Consider the following 16,851-nt stretch of genomic DNA (forward strand, 5'->3'; position numbering starts at 1 on the left):
CAATTATTTTTTGCTTTTTGCTAAGGTTAACGCCTGCGTAGTTGTGTAATATTTCGCGAGCATGTTGGGTACTTCCCAGGCAGGGAGTTTGCCTTCTTTCAGGTACTGCAGGTATTTCTCTGCTACGCGGCCAAAGTGGGCTTCGTGGCCTTCCTTGTATTTTTCAGGAACGATAACCTCAAACCCTTTGGCGTTTTTCTTTACATCCACGCCCGGAAACTCCTTCTGAATAGCGGCAATCGTTGCTTTCAGAGATGCATCCAGGTCTTTGTTGCCGTTGGCCGGTTCGATATACAGCGTTGGTTTATACTTTTCCTCAGCTCCCTGGCGGATAATCAGGTTCGCTTTTGTACCGCGCATGATGGAGTAGTGGGTGTCGCCGGTACCTTCCGGAGCCTTGTAGGCCCAGATTACCGATACTTTGGCGTGTACACCTTTGATCTGATAATTGATCTCGCCGTTGCAGAATACCTGTAATACGCTGTCTTTCACGACGTCTTTTTTCAGGTAATCCGGAAATGTATTCAGCTTTGTAATGGCCGAAAACTGGCTCCGTGTCATGTCGGTTGTCCAGCGGCGGGCTGTGGTCAGGCTGATGTCTTTGGTGTAATCGAGCGTTTGCTCAGGAAAGCATTCCCACTGCACAAGATCGACCAGGTGGGTGGTTACGTCAACGATGCCTTCGCCTTGCTGTGCCACGTCCATAAACCACGCCGGCCGCGTCAGGATACTGCCCGAGACGTTTTTGTAGAAGTGGTGTACGCTTTCCTTCGTAACAGCCGGATTCTCGGGCGTACCTTTTTCCAGTGTCCCGAAAACGGGCTCCTGCATCGAAAAGGCGCGCTGCAACATCGTCGTGATTTCGTAGCGCTCGGTCATGATGTCGTACAACAACACCTTATTCTTTTCTGCGGCCGTAAAGGTACTTTTCAGCTTGTCGAAATTCTCGGCGTTGATGACCATTGGCTTGTCGGCCAGTACGTTAAAGCCCGCGTCGATGGTTTTCTGAATATAATCAGTCTTGAGCCGGTTATTGCCCGCCATCACGACTACCGTTTTCGCCTTATTGGCCGATGCCTGGTCGGCGATCATTTTTTCGAGGTAGTCAGTACCGCGGTAGACTTCTTCTTTCCAGTGCGTCGGGTTTTCGGCACGGGTGTTATAGCCGTTGATGCGGTCGAGGTGCATCTGCAGGTCCGGACCATCCGGTGCATAGACATGGACGACCGAATCGACGCCGTCGAACATGGTTTTCTGTACCAGCGCCGCATGGAAATGGCCGGGGTCCAGCGTGATTAAATGCGTCATGTCATCGGCAGGTTTCGACGATTGGCAGGCAGCAAAGAGAGCGGCCAGTACCATGCCGCCCATTACGTGGGAAAACTTCATTTTGGTTGTATTAAATTATCGTTTTTTGGCAGAGGCAAGCGGTTGAATGGCATAGGCTTTCCGTTGCGGACGGGATAGCAGCGCATTCGCTTCCGGATCGTTTTTGAATTGCTCTTTTTTCGGATCCCAGTACAGTTTCCGGTTCAGCTTCATGGCTGCATGGTGCAGCAGACAGGCTGAGCAGGAGCGGTGGCCGATCTCGGCCGGTGCAATCGGTTCTTTGCGGCTCACCACACTTTCGAGCCAGTTGCCGTGGTGTTCCTTGCTGACAGTCAGGTGCGTTTCGTTCGGACCGATTACCGACGTGAGCAGTTTCGGGTCGCTGGCGTCCAGCGCTTTGGCCGCCTGCTGTTTGGCAATCGGGTCACTGGCCGTTACCGGTGCATCGCCCCGTGAAACAAAGATCCAGCCGTCGGTTCCTTCAAATTTGATACCGTTCGGCAATTCATTGCTGACTACCATCCGAACACCGTTTTCGTAGAGTGCTTCGGTCCGGAAAATGCCGTGAACGTCCCACAGGCCGCTTTTCGGGAAGTCCGCTTTGCCCCAGATTTCAACCGGTCCGGTATGTTCGGTATTCATGGCCCAGTGGGCGCAGTCGATGTGGTGTGATCCCCAGCCGGTGATCATCCCGGCACCGAATTGCTCGCAGCGCAACCAGCCCGGCCGGTCGTAGCCAACCTGCGGATGCACACGCTTCTCGGTATAGTAAACCTCGGGCGTGGTACCGAGCCACATATCGTAATTCAGGTTTTTCGGAACGGGCATTTCGGCTTCCACATCGCCGGAAGGATCGCCCGGCAGCCCGACATACACCGTCTTTAACTGACCGATGCGGCCGTTCCGGACGAGCTCGGCGGCATACCGGAACTGGTGTGAAGACCGCTGCTGACTACCCACCTGCACAATCCGGCCGCTGCGTTTTACGGCATCGGCCATCATCCGGCCTTCCGAAATGGTCAGGGATGCCGGTTTCTGCATGTATACATCCTTACCGGCGCCGACGGCATGAATCACAATCGGAGCGTGCCAGTGATCGGGTGTGCTGACCAGCACAGCGTCAATGTCTTTATTATTGAGCAATTCGCGGTAGTCGGTGTAAGCCGTTACCCCGTCATACGAGTCTTTGCCGGTCTTTTTACCATAATAGCCGTTGACCAGCTTTTTGGCATCGTCGGCGCGCCGGCTGTCAACGTCACAGACCGCCATGATCAGGGCGTTATCGTATTGCCATACGCCGGGAATGTCATGACCGCGGGAAATCCGTCCCGTACCGATAGCCCCGACATTAATCCGGTTACTGGGAGCATTTTTCCCGAAAACGGAAGAAGGTACAATTGTTGGAAAACCGGTAAGGGCTGCTGCTGACACAAGCGCACCTTTTGCGCTCAGATCCAGAAATTTCCGCCGGTTTATAGAGGTTGGTTGTTCATTCAGACTCATCGGTAAGGGAAAATAGAGGGATTTACCGTTGCAGACTCTATTTGCTCCGAAAAGACGAAAAATGACCGGATTTACTATCTGCCATTATTTGTTAAAAAAAGACAAGAGCGTAAAATCCAGAGATATTATAAATGCGTATAGTAACAAAGTATCAGAAGTGTGTTAGCGCAGACGATATACGTATACCTGCCAGTGAGAAATGGGCATTTAGCAAAATTAATGCCATGCGATTGGTGAGATAAATTTATCGCGCAAATAAAATGGCCTGATTTTTGTCAGATACTGGTTATGAGTGAACTATAAACCAGAAAACGGTCTATTTTTTCAGGGTTGAAAAAAATATTTGCACCCTATTTCAAATCATATAGTTTTATAAAAAAAACAACCACCTAAAGATTGATGGTTGTTTCCCAACTATAACGTTTATGACTACCCGGCCGGTTACAGCCGGATTGCACTTCTAAGAAAGTACATATTTCCCTAAAAAGCTATAGGGAAATAGCGTACTTTTTTTTATTTATCAGTAAATGATTGATTGTTAGTTAATTCTATTTTGGCGTATTTTTCCAAAATTTATTTATCGCACTCCCCAACATGAGCAAAGGAGCACTTTGTCTTACGAAAATGCTCCTTGAAAAATAGCTAATCTGTTTGCTAACTGTGTGATATGTAAGTATTTTGTATCCTAATTGTAAATAAAATACACAAAACACTTAATTAAGTATATCGTTCAAGGTGTTATTGCCAATGATGGCATTGGCTGGTCTGGGGTGATTGCTGTCAAAGACCTGAAGATCAGTTGCCGTAAGCAGCGTATTTGGAGACTCATCGATCCGCCCATTGGTCAAAACACGGTTCAGGTCAAGCCCGAGGTGTCTGGCCAGAAAGCGATACGCCGCTTCGCGCTTGTTGGGTCCGTAATCATGTCCTTCCGTTGGCAGGTGTACGTTTTCGATCCGGTCTCCGGCGTTGTAATAACCATAGATGTTTTTGATGTATGGATATTCAACATTAGGCGTGTTTTTCGTCCAGTCTTTACCATCAGAAACCAACAGCATAGGTCGGGGAGCCGCCAGGGCCGCGATCTCGGTGTTACTGGTCTGGTGTGTCGGCCGTTTATGAATCGGCATGCCGCTCTCGCAGGTGCAGCCGCCGAAGAAATGAGCGGATACCATCACCACCGGGACCGATACGGCAATGCGGGGCTCGAGGGCTGTCAGAATAAAGGATTGAGTACCGCCGCCTGATTCACCCGTTACGGCTATACGTTTCGGATCCACATCCGGTAAGCTCAACAGAAAATCAACGGCGCGGAGGCTGTTCAGTGTCTGTAATTTCAGCGCATTCGGAATTTTGTGCTCAGCCTGCCTGGAATCACTGTAGCCTAACATGTCATACGTAAACACGACCGCTCCCATGCGGGCGAGCGTGGCACAGCGTTGCTGGACATATTCGCGGAAACGGCTGTCCATGGTGCCCAGGTGGCCATGCGTACACAGAATCCCGGCGGTTTTGCCGGTACTGCTGGTTGGGCGGTACAGGTTGCCGGTCACATAAAAGCCAGGCACACTTTCAAACGCCACGTTTTCAACCGTATAGCCATTCATTTGCCTGACGCTGTGGCGGATGGGCTTCAGCGGCGCAAATTTGGGCTTATCGGGCAACCCCATGCCTTCGCGGATGCCTTGCCGGATCAAGGCTGCCCGCTTCTCCCAGCTTTTTTTATCGTGATAGGTTGTGGCAAATGCCTTCAGGGCGCTGTCACCCTGTGCTTCCGTAAAATAGGCACCCTGGCACAAATCAGTCCGGGCGGGAGTTGTCTGGCAAAACGCCGCCAGCGGCAGCAGGCAGAGGAGGGTCAGGAGTCGTTTCATAAAGGGCAAATTGTCTGTATGTGAAAAGTCCGGGGCTTTTACGTAATACTGATAATCCTGATTGCAGGCCATAAAAAAAGCAGCCATGCGGAATGACTGCTTCTATAGAAAAAACGGATCTGTTTACGCCAGGTAGCTACCGATACTCACGACATCGGCGAAGACACCGGCAGCGGTTACCTCTGCACCGGCGCCCGGGCCTTTTACGACCAGCGGCCGCTCTTTATACCGCTCCGTGGTGAACGAAACAATGTTATCGGCTCCCGACAGGCTGTAGAACGGATGGTCTGCACCGACGGTTTTCAGCGCGATTTCAACCTTGCCGTTTTCGAAGGTAGCCACATACCGCAGCTTCTCGTTGTGGGCTTCGGCTTCGGTCAGCAGGCTTTCGAAGTAGGCGTTATTATTTTCCAGCTCATCGAAAAACGCCGGAATCGACGGCGCATCGATGCAGGCCTGTGGCAACAGGTTTTTGATGGTGACGTCTTCCGGTTCCAGGGCGAATCCGGCTTCACGGGCCAGAATCAGGATTTTACGGGCCACATCCATGCCGCTCAGGTCTTCGCGCGGATCGGGTTCGGTATACCCTTTTTCCTTGGCCTCACGCACTACATCAACAAACTTACTGCCCGATTTAAAGGTGTTGAAGATGTAGGACAGCGTACCCGACAGGATCGCTTCGATTTTCAGGAAGCGGTCACCGGCGGTCATCAGGCCCTGTAGCGTGTTGATGATCGGCAGACCGGCACCCACGTTGGTTTCGTACAGGAATTTTACGCCACGGTTCAGGGCCGTGCGCTGTAACCGGCGGTATTCGCTGAACGGGCCGGAGTTGGCGACCTTATTCGGCGTAACAACCGAAATATTGCCGTCGAGCAGCGATTCGTAAAACTGCACAATGTCTTTGTCCGACGTACAGTCGATGAATACCGAGTTCGGCAGGTTGTAATATTTGATTTGCTCCACAAAAGCAGGCAGCGACGTGGTTACCCCTTCGGTGAGTACCCGCTCGCGCCAGTCGTCCAGTTCAATGCCTTTCGGAGCCAGCAGCATTTTCTTTGTATTGGAAACCCCCACCAGACACACTTTCAGCAGGCGTTCGGTACGGAGGTACTCAAACTGGTCACGAATCTGACGGAGTAAGGTGCTGCCAATCAGGCCGGTACCAACCAGATACAGGTTCAGTACCCGCGCTTCCGACTGGAAAAAGACGTTGTGAATGGCGTTGAGGGCCTTCGACAGGTTATTTTTATTGATAACCACCGAGATATTGATCTCCGACGATCCCTGAGCAACGGCCACGATGTTGACCCCGTTTTTACCCAGTACCGAGAACAGCTTACCGGCGATCCCCGACGATTTTTTCATCCCTTCACCAACCGTTGCAATCACCGACAGGTCGCGTTCGATGGTGATGTTGTCGATGTGGCCGTGAGCGACTTCAACCGAAAATTCATCGTCCAGAATCGCTTTAACGCGCTCGGCCGATTTCGGGTCAATGGCAAAACAGATTGAGTGCTCCGACGAAGCCTGAGAAATCAGGATGACGCTGATGCGGTAGCGGGCCAGTACGCCAAACAGTTTGGCCGATACCCCGGCTACCCCGATCATACCGGAGCCCTGCACGTTAACCAGCGCAATGTCATCGATCGAACTGATACCGGTGATGGTATACTGCCGGCGCTCGGCGGTGCGGCTGACGACCGTGCCCTCGTGCGTCGGATTGAAGGTATTCAGCACCCGTACCGGAATATTCCGGGCAAATGCGGGTTGCAGGCTGGGCGGATAAATCACCTTGGCACCGAAATGGCTCAGTTCCATAGCCTCGGCGTAGGTGATGGTCGGAATATTAAAGGCGTTAGGCACCTTGCGCGGGTCAGCCGTCATCATGCCGTCCACATCGGTCCAGATATCGATGATGTCTGCGTTCAGAGCCGCCCCGATGATGGAGGCTGTATAGTCAGAACCACCGCGTCCGAGCGTGGTCGTTTCTCCTTTTTCTGTTGACGCAATAAAGCCCGTAATCAGTTGCAGCGCCGTTGATTTGGCAAAATACTCCTGAATCAGCTGATTCGTCAGGGTATAGTTTACTTCGGCGTGACCGAACTGATCGTCTGTTTTGATGATTGTCCGGGCGTCGCAGAACTGGGCAGATACCCCGCGGCTTTTAAGGCATTCGGTGATGACAACCGTTGACAGCCGTTCGCCGAAGCTCGTGATCAGGTCAAGTGTCCGTGCCGACAGTTCCCGGATCAGGGAAACGCCCCGCAACAAATCTTCGAGTTCGTTGATAACGCCCCGGATACCGGCAAATACCTTGCTCTGCTCTTTGACCGGAATAAGCGCCTTCACGACATTGAAGTGGCGGTCTTCGATCCGCCGTACCAGTTCCGAATAGTCGGTGTTGCCGTTGGTTGCCATCCGGCCGATCTCAATCAGCTGGTTGGTCACCCCGCCCATGGCCGAGAAGACTACAGCAATGTCCGAATCGTTCCGGCGGTGCTCTTCAATGATATTGATAACCTGCTTAATGCTCTCTACTGAGCCAACCGATGTTCCGCCAAATTTAAGTACGTTCATGCAGTGGGGAATAATAGAATGACTGAATGATAGAATGGCCGGGGTTAAGTTGGTCTATCAATGTTGGTAAACCAGATGGTTAGCAATCGCCGGCATTCAAAACTTTGGTGCGCAAAGATAGCGGAAAAAGGAGAGGTAGGTTCGTCAACCGGCGGTTAGTTTCCGGATAAAGCGGCAATGCACTCAATTTCGACCAGGCAGCCGTAGTGCAGCGGACCCACCGGCACAATGGCACGGGCAGGCCGGTGGTCGCCCATGATGCGGGCATAGACCTCATTTACAGCGGGCCAGAAGGCAATGTCGCTGATGTAAATGGTTGTTTTCAGGACGTGCTGCAAGTCGCTGCCGCCGGCTTTCAGGACGGCTTCCATGTTGCGCAGACACAGTTCGGTTTGTTCTTCCAGCGTACCTAACTGAATAGCGCCCTGGTTATCGACAGGCAGCTGGCCGGAAACATACACGGTATTGTTATGCACCATCGCCGGTGCATAATGGCCCTTCGGACGGGGCTGATCGGGCAGGTAAATGGCTTGCATAAAGGGTTGTTTATGGACAGGATTACGAGATTACCTGATGTTAACGCCTGTAATCCTGTCAGAAAGAGTTTTGACGGTTCAGCCTTAATTAGCCGACCGGCGGTAGAACATGGTTGAGCAGTTGTCGGGCCGGAGCACGTCCTGCGCCATACTGCGGAGTGTATCCGGCGTAATGGCCTGAATACGGGCAGCTTCCTCGTTGACCAGACTCGCGTCGCCGGCATTGGCCGCATAGGCCAGATTCATAGCACGGTTGAGCAGCTCAACTTCCGAGAAAACCAGCGTTGCTTCCGCCTGATTTTTCACCTTCGTTATTTCTTCTTCCGCAATGGTTTCGCTGACCAGGGTCCGGATGGCGCTGTCAACGGCATCGTTAGCTTCTTCCAGCGAAACCCCGTCATTGAGCGTGCCTTGCACAATCATCAGCCCCGGATCAAGGGAGGCCGTGATGTGGGCCGAAATGTTGTTGAACAGCGGCGTATCGCGCAGCAGTTTCTGATACAGGCGCGATGACTTACCGCGGCCGAGTATATCGCTCAGCAAATCGGCGTTGTAAAAGCCGGTATCGAAACGGCCCGGCATGTGCCAGACCTTATACAGGGCATTCAGCGGCACGTTGTCGGCGGTTGTTTCCAGAAAACGGGCCTGTGTCTGGCGGGGCTCCTGCGGCAGCCGGCGTACATACGGTGTACCGGCCGGAATGGGTTCAAACCACTTTTTACAGAGCTGTTTTACTTCCTCGACGGTAACATTGCCCGCTACCACCAGAATGGCATTGTTGGGGAGGTAATACTTGAAAAAGAACGCCTTCACATCGTCCATCGTCGCCTCTTCGATGTGGCTGATGTCTTTGCCGATCGTTGCCCACCGGTAAGGGTGGTGGGTATACGCCAGCGGGCGGAGCTTGAGCCATACATCGCCGTAGGGCTGATTCAGGTACCGCTGCTTAAATTCTTCGATGACTACTTTCTGCTGCACATCCAGCACCTGCGGATCAAACGACAGACTCAGCATCCGGTCCGACTCGAGCCAGAAAGCGGTTTCGAGGTTGGCCGCCGGAAGCGTAATGTAGTAGTTCGTGATGTCGGGACTGGTAAAGGCGTTGTTTTCGCCCCCTACTTTCTGCAGCGGCTCATCGTAGCTCTGGATGTGTTTCGACCCGCCGAACATCAGGTGTTCAAACAGGTGAGCAAACCCCGTACGGGCAGGGTCTTCATCACGGGACCCGACATTATATAAAATATTGACAGCGGCCATGGGGGTACTGGCGTCTTCGTGGACGTAGACCTGCAAGCCGTTCTCTAAAACGAAGTGTTCGTAGTGGATCATTGTAAACTATTCAGACAAAGGTGTCGTTACTAAGACCGGAGTCAGCAAATGTAAAGCCTTCCTGCCAGTAATGAAACGATTTTTTCTGTTCTTATCATTGATTTTCCCTGTCCTGTCTCACGGACAGATTATGACTGATCCTGCTCTTCAGCAATCCATTCAGAAAACGCTCGACAATATATACAGCTATGATTTTGCGGAGGCCGATGTGCAGTTGAAACAGCTGCGGGCACGGTATCCTAACCATCCGGTCGGCTCGATTTTACAGGCGACAAGGCTACAGTGGCAGTATTTACCGATAAAAGATAATGCAGCGGCATCGGCCCAGTTTATACAGGCCTGCAACCAGGCACTGGTCAGTGCGCAGAAGATGATCGAAAAAGACAGCGATGCTCCGGAAGGTGTCTTCTTTGCCCTGACCGCGCACAGTTATCTGGCCCTGAAGCTCTATAATGAAGGGGAAACCATGAAGGCTGTTAATGAGGCGAAAAAGGCGTATAACTATATGCGTCAGGGCTTTAAGCTGATGGAAAAGAACCCTGAGTTTTACTTTACAACGGGACTGTACAATTACTATGTGGAGCGGTTTCCGATGGATCATCCGATTGTGAAGCCGGTCATGCTGTTTTTTCAGGACGGGGATATGGCGCTCGGGCTCCGGCAGATGGATGTGGCCAGCAAACGGGCTGTTTTTACGCGGATTGAGACCTGTTTTTACCTGTCGCACATTTATCTGGAGCATGAAAGCCAGTTTGCGAAGGCGGCCGTTTACGCAAAACAGCTGGCTGAGAAACACCCGCAAAATGCACTTTTTGTCATTCGGTATGCCGAAAGCCTGCTGCTGGCCGGCCGGTATGATGAAGCCGCCGAATGGCTGGACCGCTTAAAAGACCTGCGCCACAAATTTGTGCCGATGCCGGCAAAAGTGTTCGAAGCGATGTTGCTCGAAAAAAACGAACGGAAGGATGCTGAGGCGGCAGCTCTGTATCAGGCTGCGCTGAAAATGCCGTACTACGATAATTATACGAAGGAATATTACGCCTTTGCCAACGCCGGCCTTGCCCGTATTGCCATCCGTGCCAACGACCGCAGCAAAGCCAAAGCCTTTTACAAAAAAGCCCTCGACTACGCCGAGTACAAATCAACCATCCGCGAAGCGAAAGGCTTTATTAAAGAGTGAAAGAATGAAAGAGCGAAAGAGTGGCCGCTTCGCGGTGTTGCTAACGCTGGCTTTGCTAGTCACTCTTTCGCTCTTTATCTCTCTCGCTCTTTAATTAAAAGTCCACGTCCAGATTCAGGGCGTTGCGCAGATCGAGGAGGGCAGGATTTTTGGTGGCCAGGTAATTGAACCGATCCTGCGGGGTATAAATCATTTTTTTCGTGTCGGGCACAACCACACGGTGTTCAACCTGGATTTGCTTGTTCTGCAACTGATCGCGCAGGTAAGCAAGCAGCTCCGGTTTCAGATCGACCATCAGGTTTGCCTGGATGTTGTTGTCCAGCGCAATATGTACCGTTGTCCCATCCAGCGTGATCTCCCGGTTAAAAATCAGCGCTTCCGACATAGAGTCGAACTGCTGCTTGCGCAGCCGGGCAAAGGCGTGCCACGTTTGTTGAAGCTGTTCGAAGCCGAACGGTTTGTCGGGGCGGCTGTTCGAGAGGCTCTGCTGTTCAACCTGTTGGTGCTCCGCAACCTGTGGTTTACTGCTCAGGCTTACTGTTGACCGGAGCCGGCTGCTGGCCGGCCGCTGAATAACGGGTTTCTCCATGACTGGCCTCTCTGCTACGGCAACCGTAGCGGAGACCACATTGCTGGCGACGACCTGGTCAGCTACCACTACTGCCGGTTTACCGGCTGCATACCCGTTGACGGGCTCGCTGGTGTAGCCGGTTGGCGGGGCCGGAGCGGGTGTCGGCGAGGCTACGGCGTGACCATTGTCATTTTTTTTTTCGGCGGCTGCCGGAACAGCTACCGTCGACAGATCGGCTGCGGCGATGGTTGCCCCGCCCGAAGATCCGTTGAGCGGTAGCTCAGGCATGGCGTCCCAGTTAAGCACATGGCGCAGGTTGGCCAGTTTCATCAGGCACAGTTCAACGTGCAGACGCTGATCTTTCGCCTGTTTGTAGTTCATGTCACACTGCCCGCCGATGCTCAGCGCCGACAGCAGAAACGACATCGGGGCATTAGCCGACTGTGCCAGGTATTTGGCCTTGACCGTTTCGGTCACCTGCAACAGCTGTACGGTTGCCGAATCCTTGCAGACCAGTAAATCGCGGAAGTGCCGGCTGAGGCCAACCACAAACTGATGGGCATCGAAGCCTTTCCGCAGAATCTCGTCGAGGGTCAGCAGCGTCTGGGTCAGGTTGCCTTCGAGGAGCGCATCGGTGAGCCGGAAATAGTAGTCGTAATCGAGAATGTGCAGGTTATCGAGCACTTCCTTGTAGCGCAGCGTCCGGTCGGTCGAGAACGTAACGTTCAGGTCGAACATCGACAGCGCATCCCGGAGCCCGCCGTCGGCTTTCTGGGCAATGAGCTCAAGGGCGTCGTATTCTACCGAAATGTCTTCTTTCTGCGCAATGCGGCCAAGGTGGTCGGCAATGTCTTTCGGCTGAATCCGGTTAAAGTCAAAAATCTGGCAGCGCGACAGGATCGTCGGCAGGATTTTGTGCTTTTCCGTAGTGGCCAGAATAAAAATCGCGTAGGAGGGAGGTTCTTCCAGCGTTTTCAGGAAGGCGTTAAAGGCCGCCTGCGACAGCATGTGCACCTCATCAATGATATAAATCTTGTATTGTCCCGACTGGGGCGGATAGCGGACCTGATCAATCAGGTTCCGGATATCTTCGACCGAGTTGTTGGAGGCAGCATCCAGTTCGTGGATGTTAAACGATGCATTCTGCTTGAAACTCACGCAGGAATCGCATTCGTCGCAGGCTTCAATGTCGGGAGTAAGGTTCTGGCAGTTGATGGTTTTGGCCAGAATCCGGGCACAGGTGGTTTTACCAACACCCCGTGGACCGCAAAACAAGAACGCCTGAGCTAAGTGATTGGTACGGATAGCATTACGAAGCGTTGTTGTAATATGCTCCTGCCCGACTACGGTATCGAAGGTGGCAGGGCGGTACTTGCGGGCGGAGACCACGAAATTTTCCATACACCAAAATTAATACTTTGGGGGCGGCTTTTCAAATCAGATTGAGCCGCAGTGACGAACGGAGGGGTACGGAAATGTGTATTTTTGCGGCTTATTCATTGCAACTGATTTACTATGAAAATACGGGTCGGACAAGGATACGATGTCCATAAACTGGTAGAAGGCCATCCATTCTGGCTGGGCGGCATACAGATTGAGCACACACACGGCGCTTACGGCCACTCAGACGCCGATGTGGTTTGTCATGTACTCTGCGATGCGCTGCTCGGCGCGGCCAACATGCGGAATATCGGCTACCATTTTTCGGATAAAGACCCGCGCTGGAAAGGCGTCGACAGCAAGGTACTGCTGGCCGAAGTCTTGCGGATGATCCGCGAAGCAGGCTACGAAGTGTCCAACGTTGATGTAACGGTGGTCTTGCAGGAGCCGAAGCTGAACCCGCACATTCCGGCGATGAAAGCCTGTCTGTCGGGGGTGATGCAGATTCCGGAGGAAGATATTTCAATTAAGGCGACCACCTCGGAGCACCTGGGGTTCGTCGGCCGCAAAGAAGGCATTGCCGCCCACTGCGTGGCGCTGATTGTGAAGGAATAGCGGATGGATGATCTGGATGGCTGATACTGGATACTGAGGGAGTGGTGGCACGACTGGTATTTTATTGGCCAAATGCCAGCCACGGACCAGTCGTGCCACCACTAACCCCACACGTAGAGACTAATATACCTCTGGCAGATACCGCCCTTCAAAACGAAAAAAATAGTATTTTGCTCCTTGTTAACTGCTCAAAACATGATGTACCGTCTATTGCTGCTTTGCTTACTGTCGGCAGCCTGCTCGGCTCAGACAACCCAACAGCCGATTGAACAACCCCTTGGTTTCGAGGAATACGATCCCGTCTCAACCCTGAAAGTCCCTGAGCACAAGCTGACAAAGGCTAAATTTCCGTTCATTGATGTGCACAATCATCAGGGGAATATGGATGCCGCGAGCCTGAAAAACCTGCTTCAGGACATGGATAAGCTGAACTTACAGGTGATGGTGAACCTCAGCGGCCGGGGATGGGGCGCTGAAGAAGCAAGTACCAAATTCTTTAATGATGCGGTAAGCAGCATTCGGGCGAACAGCCCGAAACGGTTTATTCTGTTCACCAACATTCTGTTCGGGGGTATCGGGAAGCCGGGCTGGACAGAAGAGGCGGTAAAACAACTGGAAGCGGATGTAAAAAACGGTGCACAGGGTCTGAAAATCTATAAGAGCCTGGGGCTGAATGTAAAAGACAGCAATGGTAAGCGGGTGGCCGTTGATGACCCGCGGCTGGACCCGATCTGGGCCAAATGCGGTGAACTCGGCATTCCGGTGCTGATTCACACGGCCGATCCTAAGTCGTTCTGGGATCCGATGGACCGCTATAACGAGCGTTGGCTGGAGCTGAAACTGCATCCGGGCCGCCGCCGTGGCGCGAATGATCCTGTTGCCTGGGAGAAGCTGCTGACAGAGCAGCACAGTGTGTTCCGTAAACACCCGAAAACAACGTTTATCAACGCGCACATGGGCTGGTATCCGAACGATCTGGCAAAACTGGACAGCGTGATGAAAGTATACCCGAATACGCTGGTCGAAATCGGGGCGGTAATTGCCGAACTGGGCCGTCAGCCACGGGCCGCAAAGAAGTTCTTCGAGAAATATCAGGACCGGATTCTGTTCGGAAAAGACTCATGGGTTCCGTCGGAGTACGCCACGTATTTCCGCGTGCTGGAGACGGAAGATGAATATTTCCCGTACCACAAGAAATACCATGCGTTCTGGCGCATGTACGGCATGGGGCTGCCGGACAGTATCCTGAAAAAGGTGTATTACAAAAACGCACTGCGGATCATCCCGAATATCGACAAAAGCCAGTTCCCTGACTGATATTACGTAATATGCGCAAGATTACACTAATTGATGCATTGCCTCATTTACCAGAAGAGTTTTCGGTGGATGAGCTTGTTGACTATTTGTTGATTATAGAAAAGGTGCAAAATGGTCGTCTACAGTTTGCCGAAGCTAAAACAATAACGATGGATGAAGTTAAAAGACGACTGGATGCTTTATTAGCTGTATGAAAATTACCGCGATTTCGCTTTATCGGTACGATATACCGCTGAAAGCACCGATCACCATTTCGCTGGGGACCATTGACTCGGCCCGCAATATGCTGGTAGCGATACAAACCGACGAAGGCATAACCGGCTGGGGTGAAGGCTCGCCGTTCTGGATGATTGTCGGCGAAACACAGGCGTCGGGGCTGGCCGCTGCCCGCGACATGGCGAAACTGCTCGTCGGCCGTGACCCGCTCGACATCGAAGGCTGTCTGGATGCCCTGATCCGCTACCTGCCCGGCCATCCGACAACCCGCTCGGCTTTCGACATGGCGCTGTATGACGTAGCGTCACAGGCGGCCGGCATGCCGTTATACCGGTTTCTGGGCGGGAGCAAACGTGAACTGGTGACCGACGAAACGATTTACATCAATACGCCCGAACGCATGGCCGACGACGCACTGCGGATCAAGGCAAACGGGGGAGAAGCCGTTAAAATAAAGCTGGGCACCAACCGCCGCGATGATATCCGGCGGGTCGAAGCGATCCGGAAAGCCATCGGCGACGACATTCCGGTCCGGACCGATGCTAATCAGGGGTGGGATGTGGTCACTGCCTCGGCGGTGCTTAAAGCCATCGGCGACCTGAACGTCGAATACTGCGAGCAGCCCGTCCGCCGGCATGATATTCGGGGCCTGCGGCAGGTGCGGCAGGCTTCGCCCGTCCCGATCATGGCCGACGAATCGCTTTTCGACGCGGTCGATGCTATCCGGCTGGTCCGCGAAGAAGCCGTTGATTACTTCAACATCAAGCTGTCGAAAAGCGGCGGTATTCTGGATGCGCTGCGGATCATCGGCATTGCCGAAGCCGCCGCAACCCGCTGCATGATCGGCTGTATGTCGGAGTCGCGGCTGGGCATTACGGCTAAGGCTCACCTTGCGTCTGCGCGCCGGAATGTGACATTCTATGATCTGGACGCCCATTTCGAACATGCCATTGACCCCGTCGTTGGCGGGGCGACCTACGCCGGCTACCATATTACTCTACCCGACGTGCCGGGACTTGGTGCTACCGTTGATGCCGCTTTCCTTGCCAATTGCGAAAAAGAAATGTTTGTTTAAATGAATAATATAACATGGGAAATGGATAATGTTGCCGGGTGACGAGCTGAAAAGCCGCAGGCGCATTATTCATTTGCCATTGTTCATTATACATTCTTTGTACCCATCATGGAGATTACACTTGCCCAAACCGAAACTGACTTACAGGGTATTCTGGCGTTGCAGCAGAAAAACCTGACCAAAAATTTACCGGCCGATATTCAGAGTCAGCAAGGCTTTGTAACGGTGGAGCACGATCCCGATGTGCTCCGGAAAATGAACGAAGCCGCTCCCCACGTGATCGCCAAAGACGGCGATACGGTGGTGGGCTATGCCATTACGATGCTGCCGCAGTTCGGTGAATCCGTACCTGAACTGGTGCCGTTGTTTGAACGCCTGGACTCGCTGGAATACAATGGACGGTCGCTGGGTAGTCAGCGGTATTATGTCATGGGCCAGATTTGTGTCGGTGAGGGCTATCGGGGGCAGGGCATTTTTGATAAGCTGTATCAGTTTCACCGTGAAACGTACAGCGACCGGTTTGATGTGTTTGTCACTGATATTTCAGAGCGGAATACCCGCAGCCAGCGTGCGCACGAGCGGGTCGGGTTCAGGCCCATCAGCCGTTTCTACGACAGCAACCTGAACGAAACCTGGATTATCGTGGTATGGGACTGGACGTTGTAAAACGGAATATCATCGCGCGGTGACCAATCCGTTTTACAGTTTACTCACAAACCGGTTGCCTTTAACGTAATAGCGATAAGGCAGGTCAGCACCCTGGGTGATGCCGATGCGGGTGGTCGTAATCCTGTCAAAACCGGTCAGGACGGGGCCACGGATGGCCAGCGTACCGGTTTCCAGCGACGAAAAGTTGTGGGCCGGCTGCGTAATACCCATGGCGATGACCAGCTTACCGGGGCCGTTACACAAATCACGCAGCCCATTCCGCGTGGCCGGGTCGAACGGGCGGCCGGCGGCTTCGCTCCGGCGCATGGCCATCAGGTCAATGCCTTCGGTTGGTTGTAAGGCCCTGATCAGAACCGCCTCGCCAACTTCTTCAGGACCGGTTACAACGTTCAGGCAGTAATACATGCCATAAATCTGGTAGACATAAACCGTACCGGCCGAGCCGAACATGGCCGCATTCCGCTGCGTTTTCCGGCGATAGGCATGGCAGGCCGGATCACCGGTCAGATAGCCTTCCGTCTCAACAATAATACCGGCCGTTGTTCCTTCCGGACTTTCGTGGACAAGCTCATACCCCAGTAATCGCTGCGCCAGGGTGAGCGTGTCGTGTTGTTCGTAAAAAGAAATGGTGGCACGTTGCTGCGTGCCACCACCTGTTATCTGTTCTGTCATGAATG

14 protein-coding genes are annotated in these 16,851 nt (G+C 52.9%); 6 read left to right on the forward strand and 8 right to left on the reverse strand.

The window, feature by feature from the left end:
- Positions 1-3: 3 nt before the first annotated feature.
- The 6 genes from AC23NW_RS21275 to AC23NW_RS21300 form a co-directional block, all read right to left on the reverse strand.
- Positions 4-1,389: a putative oxidoreductase C-terminal domain-containing protein gene (locus AC23NW_RS21275; protein ID WP_487451869.1), complete on the reverse strand. Its 1,386-nt coding sequence runs from the start codon at positions 1,387-1,389 to the stop codon at positions 4-6.
- 15 nt (positions 1,390-1,404) lie between these two features.
- Positions 1,405-2,832, reverse strand: coding sequence for a Gfo/Idh/MocA family oxidoreductase (locus tag AC23NW_RS21280; protein ID WP_487451870.1), 1,428 nt, complete (start codon positions 2,830-2,832; stop codon positions 1,405-1,407).
- A 713-nt stretch (positions 2,833-3,545) separates the two neighbouring features.
- The gene (locus tag AC23NW_RS21285; RefSeq protein ID WP_487451872.1) at positions 3,546-4,706 is read right to left on the reverse strand and encodes an alpha/beta hydrolase family protein; all 1,161 of its coding nucleotides are present in this window, start codon (positions 4,704-4,706) and stop codon (positions 3,546-3,548) included.
- A gap of 123 nt (positions 4,707-4,829) precedes the next feature.
- Positions 4,830-7,286 carry a bifunctional aspartate kinase/homoserine dehydrogenase I gene (gene thrA, locus AC23NW_RS21290; protein WP_293833070.1) on the reverse strand — a complete coding sequence of 819 codons (2,457 nt, stop codon included), beginning with the start codon at positions 7,284-7,286 and terminating at the stop codon, positions 4,830-4,832.
- 155 nt (positions 7,287-7,441) lie between these two features.
- Complete coding sequence (locus tag AC23NW_RS21295; protein WP_293833072.1) at positions 7,442-7,822, reverse strand: RidA family protein; 381 nt, start codon at positions 7,820-7,822, stop codon at positions 7,442-7,444.
- A gap of 84 nt (positions 7,823-7,906) precedes the next feature.
- Positions 7,907-9,151: a M16 family metallopeptidase gene (locus AC23NW_RS21300; protein WP_293833074.1), complete on the reverse strand. Its 1,245-nt coding sequence runs from the start codon at positions 9,149-9,151 to the stop codon at positions 7,907-7,909.
- A gap of 130 nt (positions 9,152-9,281) precedes the next feature.
- Here AC23NW_RS21300 and AC23NW_RS21305 point away from each other — a divergent pair, with 130 nt between their 5' ends.
- Positions 9,282-10,331: a tetratricopeptide repeat protein gene (locus tag AC23NW_RS21305; RefSeq protein ID WP_487451874.1), complete on the forward strand. Its 1,050-nt coding sequence runs from the start codon at positions 9,282-9,284 to the stop codon at positions 10,329-10,331.
- A 94-nt stretch (positions 10,332-10,425) separates the two neighbouring features.
- Here the strand turns inward: AC23NW_RS21305 and AC23NW_RS21310 are convergent, their stop codons facing one another.
- The gene (locus AC23NW_RS21310; RefSeq protein ID WP_487451876.1) at positions 10,426-12,303 is read right to left on the reverse strand and encodes a DNA polymerase III subunit gamma/tau; all 1,878 of its coding nucleotides are present in this window, start codon (positions 12,301-12,303) and stop codon (positions 10,426-10,428) included.
- Between the two features lie 114 nt (positions 12,304-12,417).
- Here AC23NW_RS21310 and ispF point away from each other — a divergent pair, with 114 nt between their 5' ends.
- The 5 genes from ispF to AC23NW_RS21335 all read left to right on the forward strand — a co-directional run bounded on the left by ispF (position 12,418) and on the right by AC23NW_RS21335 (position 16,171).
- A complete protein-coding gene (ispF, locus tag AC23NW_RS21315; RefSeq protein ID WP_487451877.1) occupies positions 12,418-12,897 on the forward strand; it encodes a 2-C-methyl-D-erythritol 2,4-cyclodiphosphate synthase in 480 nt (159 codons plus the stop codon).
- A 198-nt stretch (positions 12,898-13,095) separates the two neighbouring features.
- Complete coding sequence (locus tag AC23NW_RS21320; protein WP_487451913.1) at positions 13,096-14,214, forward strand: amidohydrolase family protein; 1,119 nt, start codon at positions 13,096-13,098, stop codon at positions 14,212-14,214.
- Between the two features lie 11 nt (positions 14,215-14,225).
- Positions 14,226-14,408: a hypothetical protein gene (locus AC23NW_RS21325; RefSeq protein ID WP_487451878.1), complete on the forward strand. Its 183-nt coding sequence runs from the start codon at positions 14,226-14,228 to the stop codon at positions 14,406-14,408.
- Positions 14,405-15,505: a mandelate racemase/muconate lactonizing enzyme family protein gene (locus tag AC23NW_RS21330; RefSeq protein WP_487451879.1), complete on the forward strand. Its 1,101-nt coding sequence runs from the start codon at positions 14,405-14,407 to the stop codon at positions 15,503-15,505. The genes AC23NW_RS21325 and AC23NW_RS21330 overlap by 4 nt, the downstream gene beginning before the upstream one ends.
- Positions 15,506-15,613: 108 nt before the next feature.
- Complete coding sequence (locus AC23NW_RS21335; RefSeq protein WP_293833081.1) at positions 15,614-16,171, forward strand: GNAT family N-acetyltransferase; 558 nt, start codon at positions 15,614-15,616, stop codon at positions 16,169-16,171.
- A 33-nt stretch (positions 16,172-16,204) separates the two neighbouring features.
- On the opposite strand, the gene AC23NW_RS21340 is transcribed toward AC23NW_RS21335, so the two are convergent.
- Positions 16,205-16,846 (reverse strand): DNA-3-methyladenine glycosylase, encoded by a 642-nt coding sequence (locus tag AC23NW_RS21340; protein ID WP_487451881.1) that lies wholly within the window; start codon positions 16,844-16,846, stop codon positions 16,205-16,207.
- Positions 16,847-16,851: the final 5 nt, after the last annotated feature.

The organism is Arsenicibacter sp. R0_47 (genome assembly GCF_057652235.1).

Excerpts from the sequence above, each read along its gene's own strand:
- AC23NW_RS21275 (WP_487451869.1), bottom strand. The coding sequence starts at position 1,389 with ATGAAGTTTTCCCACGTAATGGGCGGCATGGTACTGGCCGCTCTCTTT.
- AC23NW_RS21280 (WP_487451870.1), bottom strand. The coding sequence starts at position 2,832 with ATGAGTCTGAATGAACAACCAACCTCTATAAACCGGCGGAAATTTCTG.
- AC23NW_RS21285 (WP_487451872.1), bottom strand. The coding sequence starts at position 4,706 with ATGAAACGACTCCTGACCCTCCTCTGCCTGCTGCCGCTGGCGGCGTTT.
- thrA (WP_293833070.1), bottom strand. The coding sequence starts at position 7,286 with ATGAACGTACTTAAATTTGGCGGAACATCGGTTGGCTCAGTAGAGAGC.
- AC23NW_RS21295 (WP_293833072.1), bottom strand. The coding sequence starts at position 7,822 with ATGCAAGCCATTTACCTGCCCGATCAGCCCCGTCCGAAGGGCCATTAT.
- AC23NW_RS21300 (WP_293833074.1), bottom strand. The coding sequence starts at position 9,151 with ATGATCCACTACGAACACTTCGTTTTAGAGAACGGCTTGCAGGTCTAC.
- AC23NW_RS21305 (WP_487451874.1), top strand. The coding sequence starts at position 9,282 with ATGACTGATCCTGCTCTTCAGCAATCCATTCAGAAAACGCTCGACAAT.
- AC23NW_RS21310 (WP_487451876.1), bottom strand. The coding sequence starts at position 12,303 with ATGGAAAATTTCGTGGTCTCCGCCCGCAAGTACCGCCCTGCCACCTTC.
- ispF (WP_487451877.1), top strand. The coding sequence starts at position 12,418 with ATGAAAATACGGGTCGGACAAGGATACGATGTCCATAAACTGGTAGAA.
- AC23NW_RS21320 (WP_487451913.1), top strand. The coding sequence starts at position 13,096 with ATGTACCGTCTATTGCTGCTTTGCTTACTGTCGGCAGCCTGCTCGGCT.
- AC23NW_RS21325 (WP_487451878.1), top strand. The coding sequence starts at position 14,226 with ATGCGCAAGATTACACTAATTGATGCATTGCCTCATTTACCAGAAGAG.
- AC23NW_RS21330 (WP_487451879.1), top strand. The coding sequence starts at position 14,405 with ATGAAAATTACCGCGATTTCGCTTTATCGGTACGATATACCGCTGAAA.
- AC23NW_RS21335 (WP_293833081.1), top strand. The coding sequence starts at position 15,614 with ATGGAGATTACACTTGCCCAAACCGAAACTGACTTACAGGGTATTCTG.
- AC23NW_RS21340 (WP_487451881.1), bottom strand. The coding sequence starts at position 16,846 with ATGACAGAACAGATAACAGGTGGTGGCACGCAGCAACGTGCCACCATT.